Source organism: Pseudomonas sp. CDFA 610, assembly GCF_021147865.1.
Classification (GTDB): domain Bacteria; phylum Pseudomonadota; class Gammaproteobacteria; order Pseudomonadales; family Pseudomonadaceae; genus Aquipseudomonas; species Aquipseudomonas alliivorans.
In genome coordinates, this window is record NZ_JAGTPM010000002.1 from 191,884 (window position 1) to 212,054 (window position 20,171).

Consider the following 20,171-nt stretch of genomic DNA (forward strand, 5'->3'; position numbering starts at 1 on the left):
TGTCCTTACTCCTTGACCTGAAAAACCTGCTTGAGGTACGACAGAAACTCCGGCGATTCACACTGACTCTTGCCTGGCGCATCGGAGATTTTGGCCACGGGCTGGCCCTGGCAATTGACCATTTTCATCACGATGCTGAGCGGCTTCACGCCCTCGACGCCGTTGGTGAGGTCAGTGCCGATGCCGAAGGAAACGTTGATGCGCCCCCGGAAGTGACGCAGGATTCGCAGCGCCTTGTCGCCCAGATTCAAGCCATCGCTGAAGATCAGCGTCTTGGTCTGCGGGTCGATGCGCAGCGATTCGTAGTGCGCAATCATGCGGTCGCCCCACACCAGCGGATCACCCGAGTCGTGACGGCAACCGTCGAACAGCTTGGCGTAGTACGAATCGAAGTCACGCAGGAAGGCGTCCTGATTGATGCAGTCGGCCAGGGTCAGCCCCGGATCACCCCGGTACTCCTTGATCCAGCCGTCCAGCGCCGCTTTCTGGCTGTCGACCAGGCGTGGCCCCAGTTGCTGATGCGCCTGAAACCATTCGTGAGCCTGTGTGCCCACGGCGCGAATATCGAATTCGCGGGCCAGTTGAATGTTGCTGGTGCCGACGAACTCACCGGGAAAGTCGCGCATCATGGTGCGCACGACTTCTTCCTGGGCCAGGTACGAAATCCTGCGACGCGTGCCGAAATCGGCGACCTTGAACGCCGCCAGTTCTTCCGTCGTGGCATTGGCTTTCAACCAGTCGAACTTCTTGTAGAGACTTTCACGCACCTGCTCCAGAGACAGATCCGGGTAGACGTGACGGTTACGAATCTCGCTGACGATGGCCAGAATCTTGACCTCGAACGGCGAAACGCCAACCCAGGGACCGCGTGCACGGATTTCCAGCTGACCGTCTTTCTCGCCGACCTTGACGAAGCGCGGCTTGAGGCGGAAATCCTCCAGATAGTCGATGTAGTCGGTGCTGATGTAGGGAATACCACGCAGATGACGCAGCATGTCCTGACTGCTTTCCAGCTCCTGAAGCTGATCGACTGCTTCGCGGATTTCGTTGATGTACGGCGTCAGATCGTCCTGAGAGCGAACCCGCAACGCCCATTCGGTATCGGCGCTGGGATAGGCGTGGTAGATCGCCTGCCCCATCGACAGCTTGTACATGTCGTCGTCAGTCGGCGAACGCACGATCGGTTTGCTGAAATCGTAAACACTTTCCATGTCTGTCTCCCAGGCCTCAGGCCAGTTCAGTCAATTCTTGCGCAGTGTTGGCAATCAGAATGCCGGCCTGCGCCATTTCAGCCAGCGCCATCAGCGAACCCTCCTCGCTGATACCCCGGCAGGCAGGCACATAAAGCACCACGACAAATCCGGCTCTGGCCAACTGCAGGGCGGTGGTCTTGACACAGAAATCCAGCGCAAGGCCGCCGACGATCACGCGTTCGATCCCGTTGGCTTTCAGGTATTCGATAACGCCTGTGGACAGTTTTTCATCCAGATCATGCCAAACCGCTCCGTAGGGATGCAGATCCGGCTCTACGCCCTTCCAGACGAAGTAGTCGTATTCGAGTGGCTCAGGCAACACATCCAGCAGCTTGAAGCCTTCGGTGCCCGGTATGCAGTGGCTCACCCAGGTCAGGTCGGCGTGCTTCAGCCCGGTTGGCTGGAGCATGCCTTCATGGGTTTCAACGATCCAGGGTGCATTCACAGCGTGGGCATCCTTGCTGCCCAGGCGCAGTCGGGCAAGGGTCGCCATAAAGTTGAGCGCTTCACCAATCTGGTCTCCCCCGCTGACGGGCAGCTCGTCAGGGCACAACGGCGTGAAGCTTTTCTGGGCATCGACATCGAACGAAGCAGTCTTGATCTTGTTGGCATTCATGATGTGTTCCTCGTTTGCATGAAGCAAAAGTACACCTGATGTACTTTTACGTCAACGCCAATTTCAACTCATTTTCAAATGGGTAAGAAACGCAGGACGAATGCACCTTCAATATCCCTGGAAGCTTCGAGGCACTGAAGAACCTGCGCGCACGAGGTGATTGCCCAATAAGTACATCTAGTGTACTTTTATCTCAACAGGAGAAACGCCATGTATGAGATTGCAGTCTACGGCGGAGCCTTCAATCCGCCCCACGCCGGCCATGCCAACGTCATGATCCACGCTTCCCGAGAGGCGAGGCTCACCTTGGTGGTGCCGTCCTATCAGCACCCTTATGGCAAGGTCATGGTGGATTACGACCTTCGTCTCCAGTGGCTGCGCCTTATTACCGACAACGTTCGCAATCAGTGCGGCGGTGAGCTGTCGGTCAGCGATATCGAACGAGAACTCTTCAACCAGAGCCCAGGCCCTGTCTACAGTTTCAACCTGCTGACCTGCCTTGCGAACACGACAGGCTGCACGCCGAAAAGCATCGCACTGGTGGTCGGTCAGGACGTGGCTGACGCCCTGCCCAGCTTCTATCTGGGACCAGAGCTGCTTGAAACCTTTTCGATCATCATCGCCCCCGAACAGATTGGCGTACGCAGCACCGCTGTGCGCAAGCAGGTGCTGGAGGGCGCCCCGCTCCCGCCTCACTGGGTTGCGCCAGGGCTTGAGCCGGTAAACTACGACATTTACGCATCAGGTGCCGTTTGACATGAGCCAGACCGAACACGACACCCCGTCGAAAATGGACTACCTGCACACCATCGACCTCGTGGTTTTGCGCTACTGCCGCAAGACCCATGCGCTCGAGGTTCTGCTGCACAAACGCCCCAGCGAGCCTTTTGCCGAAAGCTGGGCGCTGCCAGGCCTGGTACTCAATGGCGAAGTGCGCGATGTGTCGATGGACGCCGGGGTCAAGCGCCTGATCGAGTCGGAAAAGATCGGCGTCAGGCTTGGCTATATCGAGCAGGTCGGCACCGTGGGCAACGCGTTCCGTGACCCCAGATGCTGGTCGTCGTCGACCTTCTACCTCGCCATCCTCGATCAGGACGCCAAGCTGAACGAGCGACAGCAATTCGTCCCGCTTCAGGCGCTGCTGAGTCGCGAAAGCCTGCTGCCTTTCGACCACAACGATCTCATCGATCAGACCGCTGAACGTTTGTATTCGAAGTCGCTCTACTCCAGCCTGCCCCTGCTGTTTCTGGGCAATGAATTCAGCGCGCCGGAAGCGACCGCCATCTACTCTGTGGCGCTGGGCCGACCGGTTCTCAAGTCGAGCATGCGCCAGCGGCTGATCAAACTGACGGAAGAAGGTTATATAAAGGAAACCGGGCGCAAGAAGTCCGGCGAAGGCGTCAAGGCACAGGCCACGGTCGAAAACATCAGGCCTGGCAGGATTTTCTATTTCGACCGTTCGTTTGCCTGAAAAAACGTGATGAACCAGCCAAGGACATGCACATGAGCGCCCCTACGAAACAACCTGTTATCACCACTCTGTTGAGCACCCGGTTCTTCGACGTCATCGACGTCAATGACGGAACCCGGCCCGAAGGCCAGGGCTACAAGATCATCAAAGAGCCCAAGCCCATCAACGGCGTAGTGGTCGTGCCGGTTCTGCCGGATGGGCGTGTGGTGCTGGCGTCGCTGATGCGTCGCGCCATCGGCCGGATGTCCATCGAATTCCCACGTGGCAAGATCGATGACGGTGAAACCGCAGTGCAAGCCGCCGTACGCGAGCTGCTTGAGGAAACCGGCATGGTGGCCCTGAACACCACCGAGATCGGCAAACTGCACAGCAACACTTCACTGCTGGCCAGCGCCGTTTCCGTGTGCGTCGTCGAAGTGTCGGGCGACGTCAGCGGAGAAACCGACGGTGAGGTGGATAACATCATGATCAAGCGCATCAAAGACGTTCAGCACATGATTCTCAGAGGTGAAATCACTGACGGCCACACGCTGTCCGCGTTGACCCTGCTGAGCTGCCACACTGATGCCTGATGACCACCTTTGCCCTGCATTTCTGGATGCTGCCTGAATGAAAGCACCTAAACGTCTGTGCCTTGTCCTCGGCGATCAGTTGTCCTTCGACCTGGCGTCGCTGCAAGGTCTGAATGCAGAGCGCGATACGGTCTTGCTGGTCGAAGTGATGGAAGAAGCCAGCCATGTGCCGCATCACCCGCAAAAGATCATTCTGATCTTCAGCGCCATGCGCCACTTCGCAGAAGCCCTGCGCGACCGCGGTTTTCAGGTGCAGTACGTCTCCCTTGAAGACCCGGATAACACAGGGTCGGTGCCCGGTGAGCTGCACCGCTGGCAATCGCTGTTGCAGGCTGACGAAGTGCACATCACCGAATGCGGCGACTGGCGTCTGGAGCAGTCCATCAAGGACACGGACCTGCCGATTCAGTGGCATGCCGATGGCCGTTTCCTGTGCTCGCGCAACGAATTTTTGGCCTGGGCACAGGGCAAGAAGCAGCTGCGCATGGAATTCTTCTACCGCGAAATGCGCCGAAAGAGTCGGCTGCTGCTCAATGGTGACGGCACACCGGTGGGAGGTGCCTGGAACTTCGACGCCGAAAACCGCAAGGCGCTGCCCAAGGGCGTCACCGCGCCCTACCCCGCACGCTTCGCGCCGGACACCATCACCCTCCAGGTAATAACGCTGGTGAAAGAGCGTTTCTCCAGCCACTACGGTGCTATGGATACGTTCGACTACCCGGTGACCCACGCCGATGCCCAGGCGCTCTGGGCGTACTTTCTGGATTTCGGCCTGGCCGCCTTCGGTGACTATCAGGACGCCATGGCCAGCAACGAGCCGTTCCTGTTCCATGCCCGCATCAGCGCGGCACTGAACATCGGTCTGCTGGATCTGCGCCAGGTGTGCAGCGATGTGGAGTCGGCGTACTGGTCGGGGCAGATTGCCCTGAACGCCGCCGAGGGGTTCATTCGCCAGTTGATCGGATGGCGCGAGTACGTACGCGGCGTCTACTGGTTGAGAATGCCGGAATATGCCACCGGCAACCGGTTCGGCAACACCCGGGCGCTTCCAGAGTTCTACTGGACCGGCGACACAAAGATGAACTGCATGCGTCAGGCCATCGGCCAGAGCCTGGGGTACGCCTACGCGCATCACATTCAACGGCTGATGGTCACCGGCAACTTCGCCCTGCTCGCGGGCATCGCACCGACCGAAGTCTGCGAATGGTATCTGGCGATCTACATGGATGCCTTCGACTGGGTCGAGCTGCCCAACACGCTGGGCATGGTCATGCACGCCGACGGCGGGTATCTGGGTTCCAAACCCTACTGCGCCAGCGGCCAGTACATCAAGCGCATGTCGAATTACTGCCGCGACTGCCATTACAAAGTGAGCGAAAGCACCACCGAAGACGCATGCCCGTTCAATGCGCTGTACTGGCATTTTCTGATGCGCCACGGCGACCTGCTGCGCAGCAATCAACGCCTGGGCATGGTGTACAAGAATCTGGACCGCATGCAGGACACCAAGCTGGATGCGCTCTGGAATCGGGGTCAGGCTCTGCTCGCCAGACTGGATGCCGGGGAGTCGCTGTGAAAAAGAGCGAGCTTCCGGTCAAGGCCTGCATCGTGTGCGGACTGCCGTTCACCTGGCGGAAAAAGTGGGCGCGTTGCTGGGACGAAGTGCGCTACTGCTCGGAGCGTTGTCGCAGACACAAAGCGAAGCCTGCATCCACCGACTGACGACGATCAGATTGAACCGTCTGGTACAAAGTGGTTCAGAACCTCCATGACTGTTCATTCACAGGAGAAACCTCATGACCCAGACCGCTTTGGTTGTTGGCGCAAGTGGCATTGTCGGTAGCGCAATCACGCAATTGTTGCTTGAACACAATTGGCAGGTGGCTGCCCTCTCCCGTAGCCCCTCGTCCGTGCCCGGCGTGATTCCAGTGGCTGCCGACCTTCAGGATCCGGCATCGCTCAACGCCGCGCTGGCCGATCTCAAGCCGACTCACGTGTTCATCACCACATGGTCGCGCCAGGCCACCGAGGCCGAGAATATCCGCGTCAACGCGGCCATGGTGCGCAATGTGCTGGACGCCGTCCGTCCCGCCAAAAGCGTGCAGCACGTGGCGCTGGTGACCGGTCTGAAACATTACCTCGGCCCATTCGAAGCCTATGGCAAAGGCACGCTGCCCCAGACACCGTTCAGAGAAACCCAGCCGCGCCTCGACATCGAGAATTTCTACTACGCACAGGAAGATGAGGTCTACGCCGCTGCCGAGAAAGACGGCTTCACCTGGAGCGTGCATCGTCCTCACACCGTGACCGGTGTGGCAGTCGGCAACGCGATGAACATGGCGACCACGCTGGCCGTCTACGCCACGATCTGCAAGGCCACTGGCCGTCCTTTCGTATTCCCGGGCTCGCGCGTCCAGTGGGACAGCCTCACCGACATGACCGATGCCCGCCAGCTCGCTCAGCAACAGCTGTGGGCAGCGACGACCCCGGAAGCCGCCAATCAGGCCTTCAACATTACCAACGGTGATGTGTTCCGCTGGAGCTGGATGTGGGGCCAGATCGCCGACTACTTCGGTCTGCAGGCCGCCGACTTCCCCGCGCAGCCCGCGCCGCTGGAAGAGCAAATGGCCGATGATCAGAAGGCATGGAGCGAGATCGTCAGCAAGCACCAGCTCAAGGAAAGCGATATCAATCGCCTGATCTCACCGTGGCACACCGATGCCGACCTGGGTCGCCCGATCGAAGTCGTCACCGATATGTCGAAAAGCCGCAAACTGGGCTTTACCGCATTCAAGGCGAGCGACGACGCGTTTTTCGAAGTGTTTGAAAAACTGCGTCGCGAGCGTTTGATTCCTTGAATCATCACCCCCATGATCGGGACCGTCCGGGCTGACCCGGCCGGTCCCACGATGACAGGAAACCCCATGAAAATTCTTGTAGCTGCTGCCTTCGCTGCCCTGAGCCTGAGCGCCGTTGCAGCTGAACCAAAACCGGTTTTGTCAGGCTGCAACCTTGTTGAACAGCGAGCGCTTGAAGGCCGGACCGGTGGCACGATCACCGACAGAAACGAAGCGCATATTTCCACGAGAGCGAGCGTATTGCAGGCGGATATCGGCAGTCTGTACAGAGCCGGTCGCCTGACGCAAAAGCAGGCTGACCCGCTGTACATCCGTATTGAGAAAATCCGTTCCGACAGCGCAGGCTTCGTGAAGACCCAGGGTTTTCTCAGTGCCGCAGAGCGCGCCAGCTATGATCGCGAACTGGATGCGATAGCGGGCAGTATCTGCAAACCTTGAACGCAACCTAGCCTTTCGCGTCCTGCTTGCGCTTGCGAAACTCGGCCACCTTATGCCGATTGCCGCACAGCGCCATGCTGCACCAGCGCCGTTTGTGCGATTTGGTTCGGTCATAAAACATGAGCGAGCATTCATGGCTCTCACATTTGCGCAGCAGCGACGAGTCACCCTCGGCCAGCAATTGTGCGGCCGCAAAAGCGATCTCCGCCACGACGCGATCCGTCGCATTCGGCTGACAGAAACGGTCCAGTTCCGGGCCTTTTGACGGCTCCCATACCAACTGCGGCACAGCCCTGAGCAGAAAGGTATTCAGTCGTGACGGATCCGCAATGCGGTTCTCCAGACGCGCCTGAACAAGCTGTTCGATGCTCCCGCGCAGTTCTTGCAGTTCATCGAGCAATCGCTCATCGAACGCATCACTTCCCAGACCAACCTGTTCAAGCCATTGAATCGCCGACGCGTGACCGATCAACAGATCGCGGCGCTGCCCGTCAATCATCATCCGGGTGTTGAGCAGATCCAGCGCGGGATGGTCGGCGAGTATCAACGGGGCCGGGAGCCGGGCGGTCGAGCCAGAGGTGGTCATCACAGTACTCCTGAAATTCAGGCAGGCATTGTAACCAATAAATACTACTTGAACAGTTACCGGCGGACGCAATGGCTTGTCTCACCCGGTCAGTCCGGAGGGCATGAGAGCTCCCGCAGGTTACGAAGGCAGTGAGGGGCTGCGCAGCGGCCCCAGGTCGCAGATTCTGCCGGCAAGCGGTCTCCCGAAGACGGGAGCTAGCGACTGGAAAGCGGAGTGCCGGTATCGCCTCATCCTCAACATCCACCAACCGCTCTGGCACGAGGCTGTCTTCCATTTCCGATGCCATTGATCCTTCAACACATTTCGACATGAAAACTCACTGAACTATCGCTTTGGCGACACGATCCTTTCCTATGCGCAGTCAATGCGACCCCGGCGGCCGGTAAATTCGTGCCGTGACCTGGCCGGGCATCGCTGAACGATAAGGAGCCGCTATGACCGTTACCGCCCATCCCGCTTACCGAAGGACACCAGGCCCGCTTCACGCGATCCTGCTGGCCGGGACCGTGCCGTTGTTTCTCGGTGCATTGTTGAGTGACATTGCCTACTACCAGACCTTCCAGATCCAATGGGCCAACTTCGCCGCCTGGCTGATCGCCGGGGCGCTGGTGTTCTGCGGTTTTGCGCTGTTGTTTGCGTTGGTGAATCTGGTCCGTGCAGCGCACAAGGCCGGGCGTCCGGTGCTGTATTTCCTGCTGTTGCTGATCACTTGGGTGCTGGGGCTGGTCAACGCGTTCGAACACGCCAAGGACGCCTGGGCCGTCATGCCTTCGGGCCTGGTGCTTTCAGTCATCGTGACCCTGCTGGCTGTCGTGGCCGCCTGGATCGGACTGACCAACCTGCGTTCGGGAGATGAGCAATGAGACCTCAAATCGCACTGACAGCCTTGAGCATGGCGTTGTTGTTGAGCGCCTGTGGCGGTGAGCCGGACAGCACTCAGGCGCGCGGCCCGGACCCTAAGCTGCCGGAACCGCAACGCGGCCTGCTGCCGAGCATGAAGATTGCCGAGCCCGTGGCCTGGGGCGATCAGAAGCCGACCGTACCTGACGGATTCAAGATCACCGCGATTGCGACCGACCTGCGCATTCCGCGCCAGACGCTTGTTCTGCCCAACGGTGACATCATCGTCGCCGAAGGCCGTGGTGGCAGTGCCGCCAAGCTCAAGCCCAAGGATGTCATCGCCAGCGTCATCAAGGCCGAGGGCAACACCAAGGTCAAGGGCGGCAACCGTCTGACATTGCTGCGTGATGCTGACGGCGATGGCACCTATGAAACCAAGACCGTGTTCGCCGAAAACCTCAACGCGCCTTATGGCCTGGCGTTCGCTGATGGCAAGCTGTACGTGGCTAATCAGGACGCGCTGGTGCGCTTCGATTATCAGGAAGGCCAGACCCAGGCCAGCGGCGCGCCGACCAAAGTCGCGGACCTGCCCTCGGCAATCAATCACCACTGGACCAAGGCACTGACCATCAGCCCTGATGGCCGCTTCCTGTACGTCGGCATCGGCTCCAACAGCAACGTCACCGAACGTGGCATGGAAGTCGAGATTGATCGTGCGATGGTGTGGCAGATCGATGCTGCGACTGGCGCGCACAAGCCCTACGCCACCGGCATTCGCAACCCGACAGCGCTGACTATCCAGCCTGAAACCGGACAACTGTGGGCCGTGGTCAACGAGCGTGACGAACTGGGCCCGGATCTGGTGCCGGATTACCTCAGTTCGGTGAAAGAAGGTGGCTTCTACGGTTGGCCATACAGCTACTGGGGCCAGAACGTCGATACCCGCGCCCAGCCGCAGAATCCGGAAAAAGTCGCCGCCGCGATCAAACCGGACTACAGCCTTGGCTCGCACGTCGCTGCTCTGGGTGTGGATTTCTCCATTCCGGAAATGGGCGACAAGTTTGCCAATGGCGTCTTTGTAGGCGAACACGGCAGCTGGAACCGCGACAATCCGGTCGGCTATAAAGTGATCTTCGTACCGTTCAGCAATGGCAAGCCATCAGGTGAACCGCTGGACTTCGCGACCGGTTTTCGTGGCGATGATGGCAAGACCCGAGGCCGGCCTGTCGGCGTAACGGTCGATCCCAAAGGCGCGCTGATCATTGCCGATGACCTGGCCAACACGGTGTGGCGAGTGACGCGCAATCAGTGAAGCCAAGGCCTCTTTGATTGCATGAACAGCCTTCATGAGAACTGACAGCTGAAGACGTCGGTCGGCAACCGAGCTTTTAAAAGCTGTTGCCGACCGGATGTTTTGAAGACTCCTGTACAGCAAACACCACGCCCCGGCACATGGCGCTCCATTGCTTGTCACCCATCGTGATGCCCGCAGAGATTCGCCTCAGCATCAGTGCTAAAACTTGAAATTCCCTACCAGGCGATTCAGTTCAACCGCAAGGTTGGCCATTTCGCCGCATGCACTCGCCGTTTGACTGGACGCCGCCGCGCTTTGGGTTGACAACTCACGAATAGCGGTCAGGTTTCGATCAGCCTCTCGTGCGACCTGTGCTTGTTCCTCGGACGCCGTAGCGATCTGTGAGTTGCTCTCGTTTATCAGGGTAATCGCCTCGACGATCTGCTTAAGGGAGGCATCTGCGCTCTGGGCGACACCGATTGCACGGGTGGCCATATCCGAACTCACATTCATCGCGGTCACGGCCTGCGTAGAATCACCCTGGATTGCGGAAATCATTTGTTCTATCTCAAGCGTGGACTGTTGAGTTCTGTGTGCCAGCGCACGGACCTCGTCGGCCACTACTGCAAATCCACGCCCCTGCTCTCCGGCCCGCGCAGCTTCAATCGCCGCATTGAGCGCGAGTAGATTGGTTTGCTCGGCGATAGCACGAATGACTTCCACCACTTTGCTGATGTCCTGGGCCCTAGTGGACAACGCTTTGACCTGAGTGCCTGTCTCAACAACGTTTCCAGCGAGCCCCTCGATGGCCTTCAACGTCTGGGCCACGTTTTCTATTCCACTCAGTGTGTACGTCATTGTCTGGCGTGACGTGATTGAGGCCGCTTCGGCATTGCGAGCCACTTCATCCACGGCCGCCGTCATCTCAGTCACTGCCGTCGCGGCCTGACCCACTTCATCGTTCTGACGAACCAGGCCTTTACTGGCGTTTTCAGTAACCGCTGTCATTTCTTCCGAAGCAGACGCCAGTTGTGTCGATGAGTCAGAGATACGAGAGATGGTATTACGCAGATTAACTTGCATTGTCTCCAGAGCAACCAGAAGCCTGCCAGCCTCATCGCGCCCGCTGGGATGAATATCTTCAGACAAGTCGCCCGCCGCAATTCGCTCTGCGATCGCCAAGGCTTCACGGGTCGGCGAGATCACACTTCTGATGAGCAGAGTGGCCAGTATCAAGGTCAACACCACAACGATTCCAATCAAACCCACGACCGTCCAGAAGCCTTGAGTATAGAGAGCGGATGCCTTTAACCCGGCCTGCCTGGCACCTTCATCATTAAAGAGGGTGAGTGCATTGATTTTCTCCCCGAGTGCATTGGTCAGAGGACGAATGACATTATTAATCAGTAATACAGCACTGGCGTTATCCTCTGCACGAACCAGACGCTCGAAGGCATCCAGTTGTTTCGAGTAATTACCCGCTTCCGTGTTGACTGCCAAGTACAAACGGCGCTCTTCTTCACTGGCGATGAGCGGCTCATATTGAGCAACTGCGTCATCCAGTTTACGTCGAAAACCATCAAATTGAACGATTGTATCTTGCCTGATTTTTTCATCCGGCGTGGTCACAGCCCTGAGGCTTTCCAGGCGCAGCCGTAGCACACCAGAGTTCATGAGGCCGGTCTGCCGGATGCTCGCCATCCAGTTCAACTCAACGTCCTGCTCCACCTCGTGCAACTTTTCCATTTGGTTTATCGCGACGATGCCGAGCGCGATCACAATAGAGATGATCAATGAAAAGAATACGGCAGAGCGTGGCGCTAAATTCAGATTTCGAATCTTCATAGCAGGACCCTTTTTGTAATTATTAATAAGAAACACTTGCCCTTAAGGCAGTGTTGTATCGACTCTTGAAAATACGGACGTCAGCGTCTTCAATGGTATGAATAAAGCACCGCAATCAATGCTGATTCGCACTGCGTTTGCTAACGACGTGTCCAAGACGCTGCCAACACCCGCATCAAAAACCGCGTATCAGTCTACGCTTGACTCACGTGATAACACTTCTCGTTGCCAGTAACGTATTAATATGTCTTGATCAGCATTCTGCAATCAATCACCAGAGAAATGGCCAAGTGATATCACTCTAGCGCAGCAAACGTGAAATTTATGTAATTTTTTGAACGATCATTCAATATCGGATAAGACTTTAGTCTCGAAAAATAATAAGTCAGCTAACCATAATATGAGCAAACTAACGAAACTTGCTGAGCTGTCCGGGCCATAACACCCGTAACACAGTGATCCGGGTATTGGGTATTTGCAATGAAGGCACGCTGCTGTAACGGGCCATGAGCTGTTGCAGCGCAGGCAGCGCAAGGCGACGCACCGCAAATGATGGCAAGACCTGAAACTACCCCCCGGACATCGAAATCGACCTGACTGTGACCCACAAGATGGTTGATGTGATCGGCGACGGGCATGACGCGGGCATCCGGTTCGGCGGTACCGTCCCGGAAGACATGATTGCCCGGTGTCTGTCGCCCGACGTGGCCTGGGCGGTGGTCGGCACGCCTGATTACCCGCAACGTTTCGGCACGCCGACGCACCCCGAAGACCTGAAACAACAACGCTGCCTGCGCATTCGTCTAGGTTTTGTACGAAAAGTCGGCGAGCGAAGGTCAGGCAAGGCAAAAACAGGCGAGGAAGCGGAGTCTACGTGTTGTAAATGAGCATTCCGATCGGACTCGCGCACGAGCCTGTTTTTAACGCAGCATCACCGAGCGCAGCCACTTTTCGTACAGAGCCTAGGCAATGCCCGACTCTATGACTGGCAGTTCATGAAGGAGGGCCAGGCGCTTGAAGTCGAGGTGCCGGGCACTATCACCATTGATGAAACACGTATCGGCGTTGCGCTGGTCACCCGTGGCGTGGGCCTCATGTACGTGCCGGCCGCCATCGTAGAACCTTACATCGCAGCCGGTTCATTGCAGCGCGTACTGGAAGACTGAACGCATGTGGACCCGGGTTTTCACGCTTATTACTCCAGCTTCAGGCAGGTGCCCGTCGGACTGCGTCTGCTGATCGAGCTCATTCGCGAACTGCAGCCCATGGGTGCCCTGCCCCAGACAACGTCCTACCCTTCCTGACGCTTGCTGAACACGTCCTTGAAGATCGGCACTGCCGAGAACGTATTCGGCCAGCCAGCATAGAACGCCAGTTGCGTGAGCATTTCAGAGGCTTCGCTCTGCTTCAGGCCATTGTCCATGGCGCGATTGAGCTGAAAAGTCACCTGTGCAACCTGCCCGTTGGCGACCAGCGAGCTGACCGTAATCAGGCTGCGATCTCTGGGTGCCAGCCCCGGCCGCAGCCAGAGATCGCGGAACAGTGCCTTGGTCGTGTATTCCACGAGGCCCGGCGCAACGGAGCCGACGTTCTTGTCCACTTGCGCAACGCGCGCCTGTTCGGTGGCCTCGTCGAGGGGGAGTCGTGCGGGCGAAACCGGTGCCAGTTGATCGGCATCGATATTACGCACGGCAAACACCTCCTTCGCAATCAGGAGGGTTGCCGTGGCATTGCCCCAGCCCGAGTAATACGCCAGATGATTAATGGTTTCCGAAAGCTCCAAAGGCGTGACGCCATTATCCAGCGCCCGATTGAAGTGGTACGCCATCTCGACCGTCTGGCCTCGCGATATCAATACCGCCACAGTCACCAGGCTCCTGTCGCGCGGGGACAGACCGGGGCGTTTCCACACCTCGCCCAGCAGCAGTGCATCAGTATTGTGGGCCAGTGCCGGAGACACGGCGCGTGCGTCGCCGGGCGTGGGAACCTCATGCTGGAGAGTCCTTTGTCAGTGGCGGCACAGGCGGTGAGCAGAACCGCGAACGTCGAGAGAGCCAGTTTGCCAGCCGTCATAACGCGGCCTCATATTGCGCTTCAGTCACGGCCTCCAGCCACTCGACGTTCTTGCCGTTCTGCGCTTCCTGAATGGCCATGTGCGTCATGCCGGTGGTGGACGTCGCCCCATGCCAGTGCTTGACGCCCGGCGGCGTCCATATCACATCGCCCGGTCGGATCACCTGCTTCTCGCCACCCTCCTGCTGAATCCAGCCTGTGCCGGACGTCACGACCAGGGTCTGCCCCAGCGGATGGGTATGCCACATGGAGCGGGCACCGGGCTGGACCGTGACGTAACCTGCCGACACCTGCGATGGCGAGCGGGCAGGAAGGAGCAGGTCAGCATGAATCTCAAGGTGGTGATTCACAGCGCCAGAGCCTCGATCCGCGTGACACTGGATCAACTCACTGATGCCTCAGCGTCGACAGACATCGTCATTGACCTTCACCGCCAATCCACACTGATGGAGTGCATCGCTGTACTCAATCGGCTCGACAAAGAGCTGTTGAACGCCAACGTCAATAACGCCATAAGTTCCTGAACATCAGGATCGCTGATACGGTCTTCAATCTTCAAAGCCTGGCGCGCGCTCATCGTGTCAGGGCGCAGGTTTTTTCGACGAGGGGGCACAGGAACGCAAGGCGGGCTCGGCAGGGACGCTTGATCAGTGTCCCGAAAACGCAAAAAACCCGCCGGAGCGGGTCGTTTTGCGAACATGACCATTCCGACATCCTGTCAGTAGCCTCCTGGCAATGGTCGATCTTCCCTGATCGCTGCACCGTTCCTTCGCTGCAGCTGTTGAATTGGATCCTACGTTGCTGGCGAGCCAGGCAACAGAGCCAATAACGTCTGACGCTGTAAGCCTTTTGCTATACCTGCAACACGCCCTCTGTAGCAAGGCACCGATATGCGGACACCAGGGTTGCGCTGGGGCAGGTTTGCACAGCGTTCGACACTGACGCACAGCCCGACACCACCCAGCATTGAGCCCTTCGCAAACCCGGTGCTACCATGCGCGACCGCCATGCAGGCAAGGGAATATCCGGTTCATGAGCAGCATTCGCGAGCGCAATAAAGAACTCATCCTGCGCGCCGCCAGCGAGGAATTTGCCGACAAGGGCTTCGCTGCCAGCAAGACCAGCGATATCGCCGCCAAGGCCGGTGTTCCGAAACCCAATGTCTATTACTACTTCAAGTCCAAGGAAAACCTGTACCGCGAGGTGCTGGAAAGCATCATCGAACCTATTTTGCGCGCCTCTACCCCCTTCAACCCCGAAGGCGTTCCGGCCGAAGTGCTCAGCCGCTACATTCGCGCCAAGATTCAGATTTCCCGAGACCTGCCGTTTGCGTCGAAGGTGTTTGCCAGCGAGATCATGCATGGAGCGCCGCACCTGACGCCTGTACAGATCGAACAGCTCAACGGACAGGCCCGCCACAATATCGAATGCATTCAGGCATGGATCGACAGCGGACAGATTGCCCCGCTCGACCCGCACCACCTGATGTTCACGATCTGGGCAGCGACCCAGACGTACGCCGATTTCGACTGGCAGATCGCAACCGTGACCGGCAAGGCTGCGCTGGAGGACAGCGATTACGAAGCGGCGACCCGGACCATCCTGCGTCTGGTGCTCAAAGGCTGTGAGCCGGACAGGTAGCGCGGCAAAAAAACGCGTTCCCCAAACGCAAAAAACCCGCCGAAGCGGGTCGTTCCTGCACATGTCCATCCCGACATCCTGTCAGTAGCCTCCTGGCAATGGCCGATCTTCCGTGATCGCTGCATCGATCCTTCGCTGCAGTTGTTGAATTGGATCCTACATTCACTCAGGGGCATCCGATAGAGCCAATGACGCCTGTTGGTGTAAGCCTTTCGCTATGGTTTCAAAATAGTTCCGCAACCCTGCAAATAAATGTGACGGTCATCTCATGTTTGGTCATGATGCGCCGAGAAGCTGGAGAGGCCCTGATAGTCGGCGTTGGCGCCAGTCGGGACGACCGCTTCAGGGAAGAAAAAAGAAAAAGAAAATAACGTATGGGGTAGAGATCATGAATATGCGCAGTTTGTCCATCAGCCGTCGGTTATGGCTGATTCTTATCGTTTCTGTGCTGATGCTCTTTGTCCTCGCAGCCACCCTGCTCAAGCAGATTCACGACGATCTCTATCAGGCCAAGGCCGAGAAGACCATGCATGTGGTGCAGACCGCCAGCGGCATTCTTACCTTCTATCAGGGCCTTGAAGCCGCCGGCACCCTGCCACGCGAGGCCGCCCAGCAACAGGCCTTGAAGGAAATCAAAGGGCTGCGTTACAGCCAGAATGACTATTTCTGGATCAACGACCTGCAGCCCGTGATGATCATGCACCCGACCAATCCCAAGCTTGAAGGCCAGAACCTGTCGGCCATTCGGGACCCGGACGGTTTTGCGGTGTTCAACGAAATGGTAACGGTCGTCAAAAGCCAGGGCGCTGGTCTGGTCAATTATCGCTGGCCCAAGCCAGGCGCCACCGATCCGGTGAAAAAGACCTCCTACGTCCAGTTGTTTCAACCCTGGGGCTGGATTCTTGGTTCCGGCGTATACGTGGACGATGTGGCCGCAGAGTTCAAGACGCAGATGTGGAACGCCGGGATTTTCATCGCGGGCATCGTGGTGGTCATGATCCTGATGCTGACCCTGATCGTGCGCAGCATTGTTCGCCCTCTCAGAGCGGCCGTCAGCGCGATGGGCAATATCGCTAGCGGCGAAAGCGATCTGACCCGCACGCTGGAAACCCATGGCAGCGACGAGATCACTGAACTGGGCACTCATTTCAATGCATTCATCGCCAAGCTGCGCAACGTGGTGGGCCAGTTGCAGAACTCTGCCGTGACACTCGGGCAGGCGTCCACCGATCTGGGCAACAACGCCGAGCAGGCGCAGAACCGCAGCCAGCAACAGTCGCAGCAGATGGATCTGGTGGCCACCGCCGTCAACGAAGTCACCTATGGCGTGCAGGACGTGGCCAAGAATGCCGAACACGCTGCCAGTGAGATGCGCAATGCCGAATCCCAGGCGCAGCAGGGTCAGGTCAACATCGACAACAGCCTGCGCCAGATCGAGCACCTCTCGGACACGATCGGCCAGGCGGTGGAAGTCATGCAGACGCTGTCCAGCGAAAGCACCCAGATTGGCGGTGTACTGGAAGTGATCAGCTCGATTGCCGAGCAGACCAACCTGCTGGCGCTGAACGCGGCCATCGAAGCGGCACGCGCCGGGGAACAGGGTCGCGGGTTTGCGGTGGTGGCGGACGAAGTACGCCTGCTGGCGCAGCGCACGCAAAAATCCACGGCCGAAATCCAGGCGATGATCGAGCGCCTGCAACGGCATTCGGATGCGGCGGTCAAGGTCATCGGCGACAGCAGTCGTTCCTCGCAGTTGACCATCGAACAGGCCAATCAGGCGGGCCAGAGCCTGACATCGATCAGTCAGGCCCTGCGCAACCTCAACGGTCTGAACGCCTCCATCGCCAGCGCCACGTTGCAACAGTCACACGTGGTCGATGACATCAACCAGAACGTCACCCAGGCCGCACAACTGTCGCAGAGCACTGCGCTGGCAGCCGAACAGTCCACCACGGCCAGCCAGCACCTGAGAAGGTTGAGCGACCAGCTGAACGACCTGCTGAAGCAATTCCGCGTGTAATTGATCGCTTCAACGGTGTGTGCGGGAACCTCCTGCACACACCGTTGCCTGAGACCTGTTCACTAACTGCAGGGGGTCACATGCGCACACTGGAATTGGCAGGCAGCACCGTGCCAGTGCTGGGTCAAGGCACCTGGCACATGGGTGAAAAAGGTCATTTGCGCTCGGCAGAAATTGCCGGGCTGTGTCGCGGCATCGAACAGGGTCTGACCCTGATCGACACCGCTGAGATGTATGCCGACGGCGCCGCCGAAGAAATCGTCGGTCAAGCCATTGCCGGACAGCGCGACAAGGTGTTCGTCGTCAGCAAGGTGTATCCGCACAACGCCAGCCGTACGGGTATTCCGAAGGCTTGCGAGGCCAGCCTGCGTCGGATGAACACCGATTATATCGATCTTTATCTGTTGCACTGGCCGGGTCAGTACCCGCTGACCGAGACCGTCGAAGCGTTCGAACGCCTGCGCGAAGACGGCAAGATCGGTGCCTGGGGTGTTTCCAATTTCGATGTACCGGACATGATCGAACTGGACAACCCGCGTTGCGCCACCAATCAGGTGCTGTACAACCCGGAGCAGCGTGGCATCGAGTTCGACCTGATGCTATGGAGTGCCAATCGTCATTTGCCACTCATGGCGTACTGCCCGATCGGTCAGGCGGGTGATCTGCTGTACCACCCTGCCCTGCATGAAATCGCCAATCGTCACAGCGCCACGCCTGCGCAGATATCGCTGGCATGGGTGCTGCGCCAGGACAACATGATCGCCATCCCGAAAGCGACCGATCCCGAGCACATCCGCTTGAACGTCGAGGCGGAACAGATCAGGTTGACCGAACAAGACCTGGCCGATATCGATCGGGCCTGGCCGACGCCCACCCGCAAGATGCCATTGGCAATGGTCTGATCACTTGGGACGGGGAATGTCGAACTGATCCAGTACAGGGTTCACGGTCCGGCTGAAGGCTTTGCGTTCCTTGCGCTCCTTGACCGAACTGACGATCTCGGAGATGCCCATCCCCAGCCCGATGGCGCCGCTGACCACCCAGCCCACCGGACCTGCCGCCGCGCCAATCGCTGAAGCGGCGGCGGCACCGGCGGCCTGACCGGCAATGGCGCCCACAATCCGGCCGCCCACCGCGGCTGCGACACGCCCTCCAAGCCCCACCGCGGCCTGTGAACCGGCGCGCTTGACGCCGATCTTGTCACCAATGTCGGTCACTTCCTGAAAGGCACTGGCGGCAAGTTTCACGTCTTCTTTCTTGTCATTGGTGTTTCTGTTGGTGCCGCCCGGTACGAACGCCGCGGACATGCCCGGTGCGCCGGACGTGGCTTTCGCAGAAGCCGTCTGGTTGACCACGCTGGCCAGCGCCGGATCGCTGCCCACAATCATCTGCGCCTGTCTTTCGACGTTGTCGCCCAGAAACGCCTGTACATCCGGGTCATTCTGCAATTGGGCGATCTTCTCGCCCAGCGCAGTTTCAGTGGCCTCGGTGCCGCGAATCGAGCGCCCGGCGACCACGTATTCACTCACCTGCTGCAACTCCACCAGAACGGCTGACTTCTGCTCGCCACTGTAATTCTGCGGGTTGGCGAACACGTCCTTGCCCAGGCTGCTGATGTCGGTCTTAGCCACGGCACCTACCGTCGCCGCATCCGAGATCACCCGGGAAAAGCCTTCGTCATCCACAGGCGCCTTGTTCTTGATCCAGGCGCTGATGTCTTTCTTGACCATCAGACCGTCCGGCGCATGGGTCGCCAGCTTTTTGCCGCGCCGGTTGCCCTGATCCATCATCTCGAACATGCCCGGCTGCGCCCAGGTGGTGGCGGCATTCCTGGCGAGATCGGAAAGGCCGGGATTCTCTTCGCTCATGGCCTTCAGCCCGGCACTTGTGGTGCGTCCGTTCACCTTCTTCTGATCTTGCGCGCCCTGAGCGTTGGACGGATCAGATGCTGCGGTGATCGGTTCATAGGCCATCATCATGGCAGCGGAACGTACCAGCTCGGTGGACTGTGGGCCGGCGTCAGGGTTGTCCTTGCGGTAATCATTCAGGCTGTCAGTGCCGCGCTCGACCTGTTTTTCCATATTGCGGGCAAAGGTCCGGGCATCCTTTTTGGTGATCTTGCCATCCGCCTTGCCACCCTGAGCGGTGTCCATCGCGGTTTTCAGATCGGGGTTGGCCTCAAGGAATGCCCAGGCCTTGTCCGCCTGAGGGCCGCCCTCGGCGATCATGCGGGCCACGGCGATCGGCCTGTTCAACTCTCGCGCAGCCTGATCCCTTTCAGCCGGTGGCGTACCGTCGAGCAGCGCATCCCACTTTCCGAGCGCCTTGGACGAGTTGAAGCCCGACTGGTCGATATCCGTGTAGCCGCTCTGAACCGTCTGTGTGTTCTGCCCTGCCAACTGGCTGCTCAAGGCGCTCAGCAGCCGTTTCAACAACGACTCTGCGCCGGTCTGGGCGACGTTGCTGCTCAGCAACTGAGTGAGCGTGCCGGGGTTGCCATACTCGACTCCCGACGCAGCCGGTCCGGACGTCTCGTTCACTTGAGGCGATCCACCGACAGGGTTGAACTGCCCTGATGTAAAAAGCTCGGGGATACTCGTTTCGCGGGAAGCGCGGGCGATCGGGTCACTCATCGGGGGTACCTGCAGGTTGAAGAGACAG

21 protein-coding genes and 2 pseudogenes are annotated in these 20,171 nt (G+C 58.6%); 15 read left to right on the plus strand and 8 right to left on the minus strand.

The features are described from left to right. Window positions 1–5 precede the first annotated feature (5 nt). Both pncB and KDX39_RS03890 read right to left on the minus strand, forming a co-directional pair. Window positions 6–1,211 (minus strand): nicotinate phosphoribosyltransferase, encoded by a 1,206-nt coding sequence (gene pncB / locus KDX39_RS03885; RefSeq protein ID WP_099228208.1) that lies wholly within the window; start codon window positions 1,209–1,211, stop codon window positions 6–8. Between the two features lie 16 nt (window positions 1,212–1,227). Next, window positions 1,228–1,869 carry a nicotinamidase gene (locus KDX39_RS03890; RefSeq protein ID WP_231659461.1) on the minus strand — a complete coding sequence of 214 codons (642 nt, stop codon included), beginning with the start codon at window positions 1,867–1,869 and terminating at the stop codon, window positions 1,228–1,230. 210 nt (window positions 1,870–2,079) lie between these two features. On the opposite strand from KDX39_RS03890, the gene KDX39_RS03895 reads away from it, so the two are divergent. The 7 genes from KDX39_RS03895 to KDX39_RS03925 all read left to right on the plus strand — a co-directional run bounded on the left by KDX39_RS03895 (window position 2,080) and on the right by KDX39_RS03925 (window position 7,208). Next, window positions 2,080–2,625 carry an adenylyltransferase/cytidyltransferase family protein gene (locus KDX39_RS03895; protein ID WP_231659462.1) on the plus strand — a complete coding sequence of 182 codons (546 nt, stop codon included), beginning with the start codon at window positions 2,080–2,082 and terminating at the stop codon, window positions 2,623–2,625. A gap of 1 nt (window position 2,626) precedes the next feature. After that, window positions 2,627–3,340, plus strand: coding sequence for an NUDIX hydrolase (locus tag KDX39_RS03900; RefSeq protein ID WP_231659463.1), 714 nt, complete (start codon window positions 2,627–2,629; stop codon window positions 3,338–3,340). Window positions 3,341–3,372: 32 nt separating this feature from the next. Next, on the plus strand, window positions 3,373–3,912 hold the full coding sequence (locus tag KDX39_RS03905) for an NUDIX hydrolase (protein ID WP_231659464.1): 540 nt from the start codon (window positions 3,373–3,375) through the stop codon (window positions 3,910–3,912). Between the two features lie 37 nt (window positions 3,913–3,949). Beyond that, the gene (locus KDX39_RS03910; protein WP_231659465.1) at window positions 3,950–5,488 is read left to right on the plus strand and encodes a cryptochrome/photolyase family protein; all 1,539 of its coding nucleotides are present in this window, start codon (window positions 3,950–3,952) and stop codon (window positions 5,486–5,488) included. Beyond that, window positions 5,485–5,634 (plus strand): DUF2256 domain-containing protein, encoded by a 150-nt coding sequence (locus tag KDX39_RS03915; RefSeq protein ID WP_231659466.1) that lies wholly within the window; start codon window positions 5,485–5,487, stop codon window positions 5,632–5,634. Before KDX39_RS03910 ends, KDX39_RS03915 begins: the two co-directional genes overlap by 4 nt. Window positions 5,635–5,708: 74 nt before the next feature. Further along, the gene (locus tag KDX39_RS03920) at window positions 5,709–6,770 is read left to right on the plus strand and encodes an SDR family oxidoreductase (RefSeq protein WP_210070240.1); all 1,062 of its coding nucleotides are present in this window, start codon (window positions 5,709–5,711) and stop codon (window positions 6,768–6,770) included. 66 nt (window positions 6,771–6,836) lie between these two features. Continuing rightward, window positions 6,837–7,208, plus strand: a complete 372-nt coding sequence (locus KDX39_RS03925) for a hypothetical protein (RefSeq protein WP_231659467.1) — start codon at window positions 6,837–6,839, stop codon at window positions 7,206–7,208. A gap of 7 nt (window positions 7,209–7,215) precedes the next feature. On the opposite strand, the gene KDX39_RS03930 is transcribed toward KDX39_RS03925, so the two are convergent. Continuing rightward, window positions 7,216–7,794 (minus strand): CGNR zinc finger domain-containing protein, encoded by a 579-nt coding sequence (locus tag KDX39_RS03930; protein ID WP_231659468.1) that lies wholly within the window; start codon window positions 7,792–7,794, stop codon window positions 7,216–7,218. A 437-nt stretch (window positions 7,795–8,231) separates the two neighbouring features. Between KDX39_RS03930 and KDX39_RS03935 the strand changes: the two genes are divergently transcribed. Both KDX39_RS03935 and KDX39_RS03940 read left to right on the plus strand, forming a co-directional pair. Beyond that, a complete protein-coding gene (locus tag KDX39_RS03935) occupies window positions 8,232–8,660 on the plus strand; it encodes a DUF2231 domain-containing protein (RefSeq protein WP_099228198.1) in 429 nt (142 codons plus the stop codon). After that, complete coding sequence (locus tag KDX39_RS03940; protein ID WP_099228197.1) at window positions 8,657–9,949, plus strand: PQQ-dependent sugar dehydrogenase; 1,293 nt, start codon at window positions 8,657–8,659, stop codon at window positions 9,947–9,949. Before KDX39_RS03935 ends, KDX39_RS03940 begins: the two co-directional genes overlap by 4 nt. A gap of 201 nt (window positions 9,950–10,150) precedes the next feature. Here the strand turns inward: KDX39_RS03940 and KDX39_RS26520 are convergent, their stop codons facing one another. Beyond that, window positions 10,151–11,014, minus strand: coding sequence for a methyl-accepting chemotaxis protein (locus KDX39_RS26520; RefSeq protein WP_442964526.1), 864 nt, complete (start codon window positions 11,012–11,014; stop codon window positions 10,151–10,153). Continuing rightward, window positions 11,009–11,776, minus strand: a pseudogene (locus tag KDX39_RS26525) (MCP four helix bundle domain-containing protein); the annotation flags it as partial. The gene KDX39_RS26520 and the pseudogene KDX39_RS26525, both read right to left, overlap by 6 nt. Window positions 11,777–12,351: 575 nt before the next feature. On the opposite strand from KDX39_RS26525, the pseudogene KDX39_RS03950 reads away from it, so the two are divergent. Together KDX39_RS03950 and KDX39_RS03955 are read left to right on the plus strand one after the other, a co-directional pair. Continuing rightward, window positions 12,352–12,579: pseudogene (locus KDX39_RS03950) on the plus strand (LysR substrate-binding domain-containing protein); the annotation flags it as partial. Window positions 12,580–12,771: 192 nt separating this feature from the next. Further along, window positions 12,772–12,942, plus strand: coding sequence for a hypothetical protein (locus tag KDX39_RS03955; protein ID WP_231659470.1), 171 nt, complete (start codon window positions 12,772–12,774; stop codon window positions 12,940–12,942). 125 nt (window positions 12,943–13,067) lie between these two features. Here KDX39_RS03955 and KDX39_RS03960 read toward each other — a convergent pair whose 3' ends face one another. Together KDX39_RS03960 and KDX39_RS03965 are read right to left on the minus strand one after the other, a co-directional pair. Further along, window positions 13,068–13,736 carry a carboxymuconolactone decarboxylase family protein gene (locus tag KDX39_RS03960; RefSeq protein ID WP_231659471.1) on the minus strand — a complete coding sequence of 223 codons (669 nt, stop codon included), beginning with the start codon at window positions 13,734–13,736 and terminating at the stop codon, window positions 13,068–13,070. Window positions 13,737–13,845: 109 nt separating this feature from the next. Continuing rightward, window positions 13,846–14,199 carry a (R)-mandelonitrile lyase gene (locus KDX39_RS03965; RefSeq protein ID WP_442964522.1) on the minus strand — a complete coding sequence of 118 codons (354 nt, stop codon included), beginning with the start codon at window positions 14,197–14,199 and terminating at the stop codon, window positions 13,846–13,848. On the opposite strand from KDX39_RS03965, the gene KDX39_RS03970 reads away from it, so the two are divergent. From KDX39_RS03970 to KDX39_RS03985, 4 genes are all read left to right on the plus strand, one after another. Beyond that, window positions 14,176–14,373 carry a hypothetical protein gene (locus tag KDX39_RS03970; RefSeq protein WP_231659472.1) on the plus strand — a complete coding sequence of 66 codons (198 nt, stop codon included), beginning with the start codon at window positions 14,176–14,178 and terminating at the stop codon, window positions 14,371–14,373. The two genes, KDX39_RS03965 and KDX39_RS03970, sit on opposite strands and share 24 nt — an antisense overlap. Window positions 14,374–14,881: 508 nt before the next feature. Beyond that, window positions 14,882–15,490, plus strand: coding sequence for a TetR/AcrR family transcriptional regulator (locus KDX39_RS03975; RefSeq protein WP_184319392.1), 609 nt, complete (start codon window positions 14,882–14,884; stop codon window positions 15,488–15,490). A 388-nt stretch (window positions 15,491–15,878) separates the two neighbouring features. After that, on the plus strand, window positions 15,879–17,510 hold the full coding sequence (locus tag KDX39_RS03980; protein WP_231659473.1) for a methyl-accepting chemotaxis protein: 1,632 nt from the start codon (window positions 15,879–15,881) through the stop codon (window positions 17,508–17,510). 80 nt (window positions 17,511–17,590) lie between these two features. Then, window positions 17,591–18,412, plus strand: a complete 822-nt coding sequence (locus tag KDX39_RS03985) for an aldo/keto reductase (protein ID WP_231659474.1) — start codon at window positions 17,591–17,593, stop codon at window positions 18,410–18,412. Here KDX39_RS03985 and KDX39_RS03990 read toward each other — a convergent pair whose 3' ends face one another. Continuing rightward, window positions 18,413–20,143 carry a type III effector HrpK domain-containing protein gene (locus KDX39_RS03990; RefSeq protein WP_231659475.1) on the minus strand — a complete coding sequence of 577 codons (1,731 nt, stop codon included), beginning with the start codon at window positions 20,141–20,143 and terminating at the stop codon, window positions 18,413–18,415. Between the last annotated feature and the right edge of the window lie 28 nt (window positions 20,144–20,171).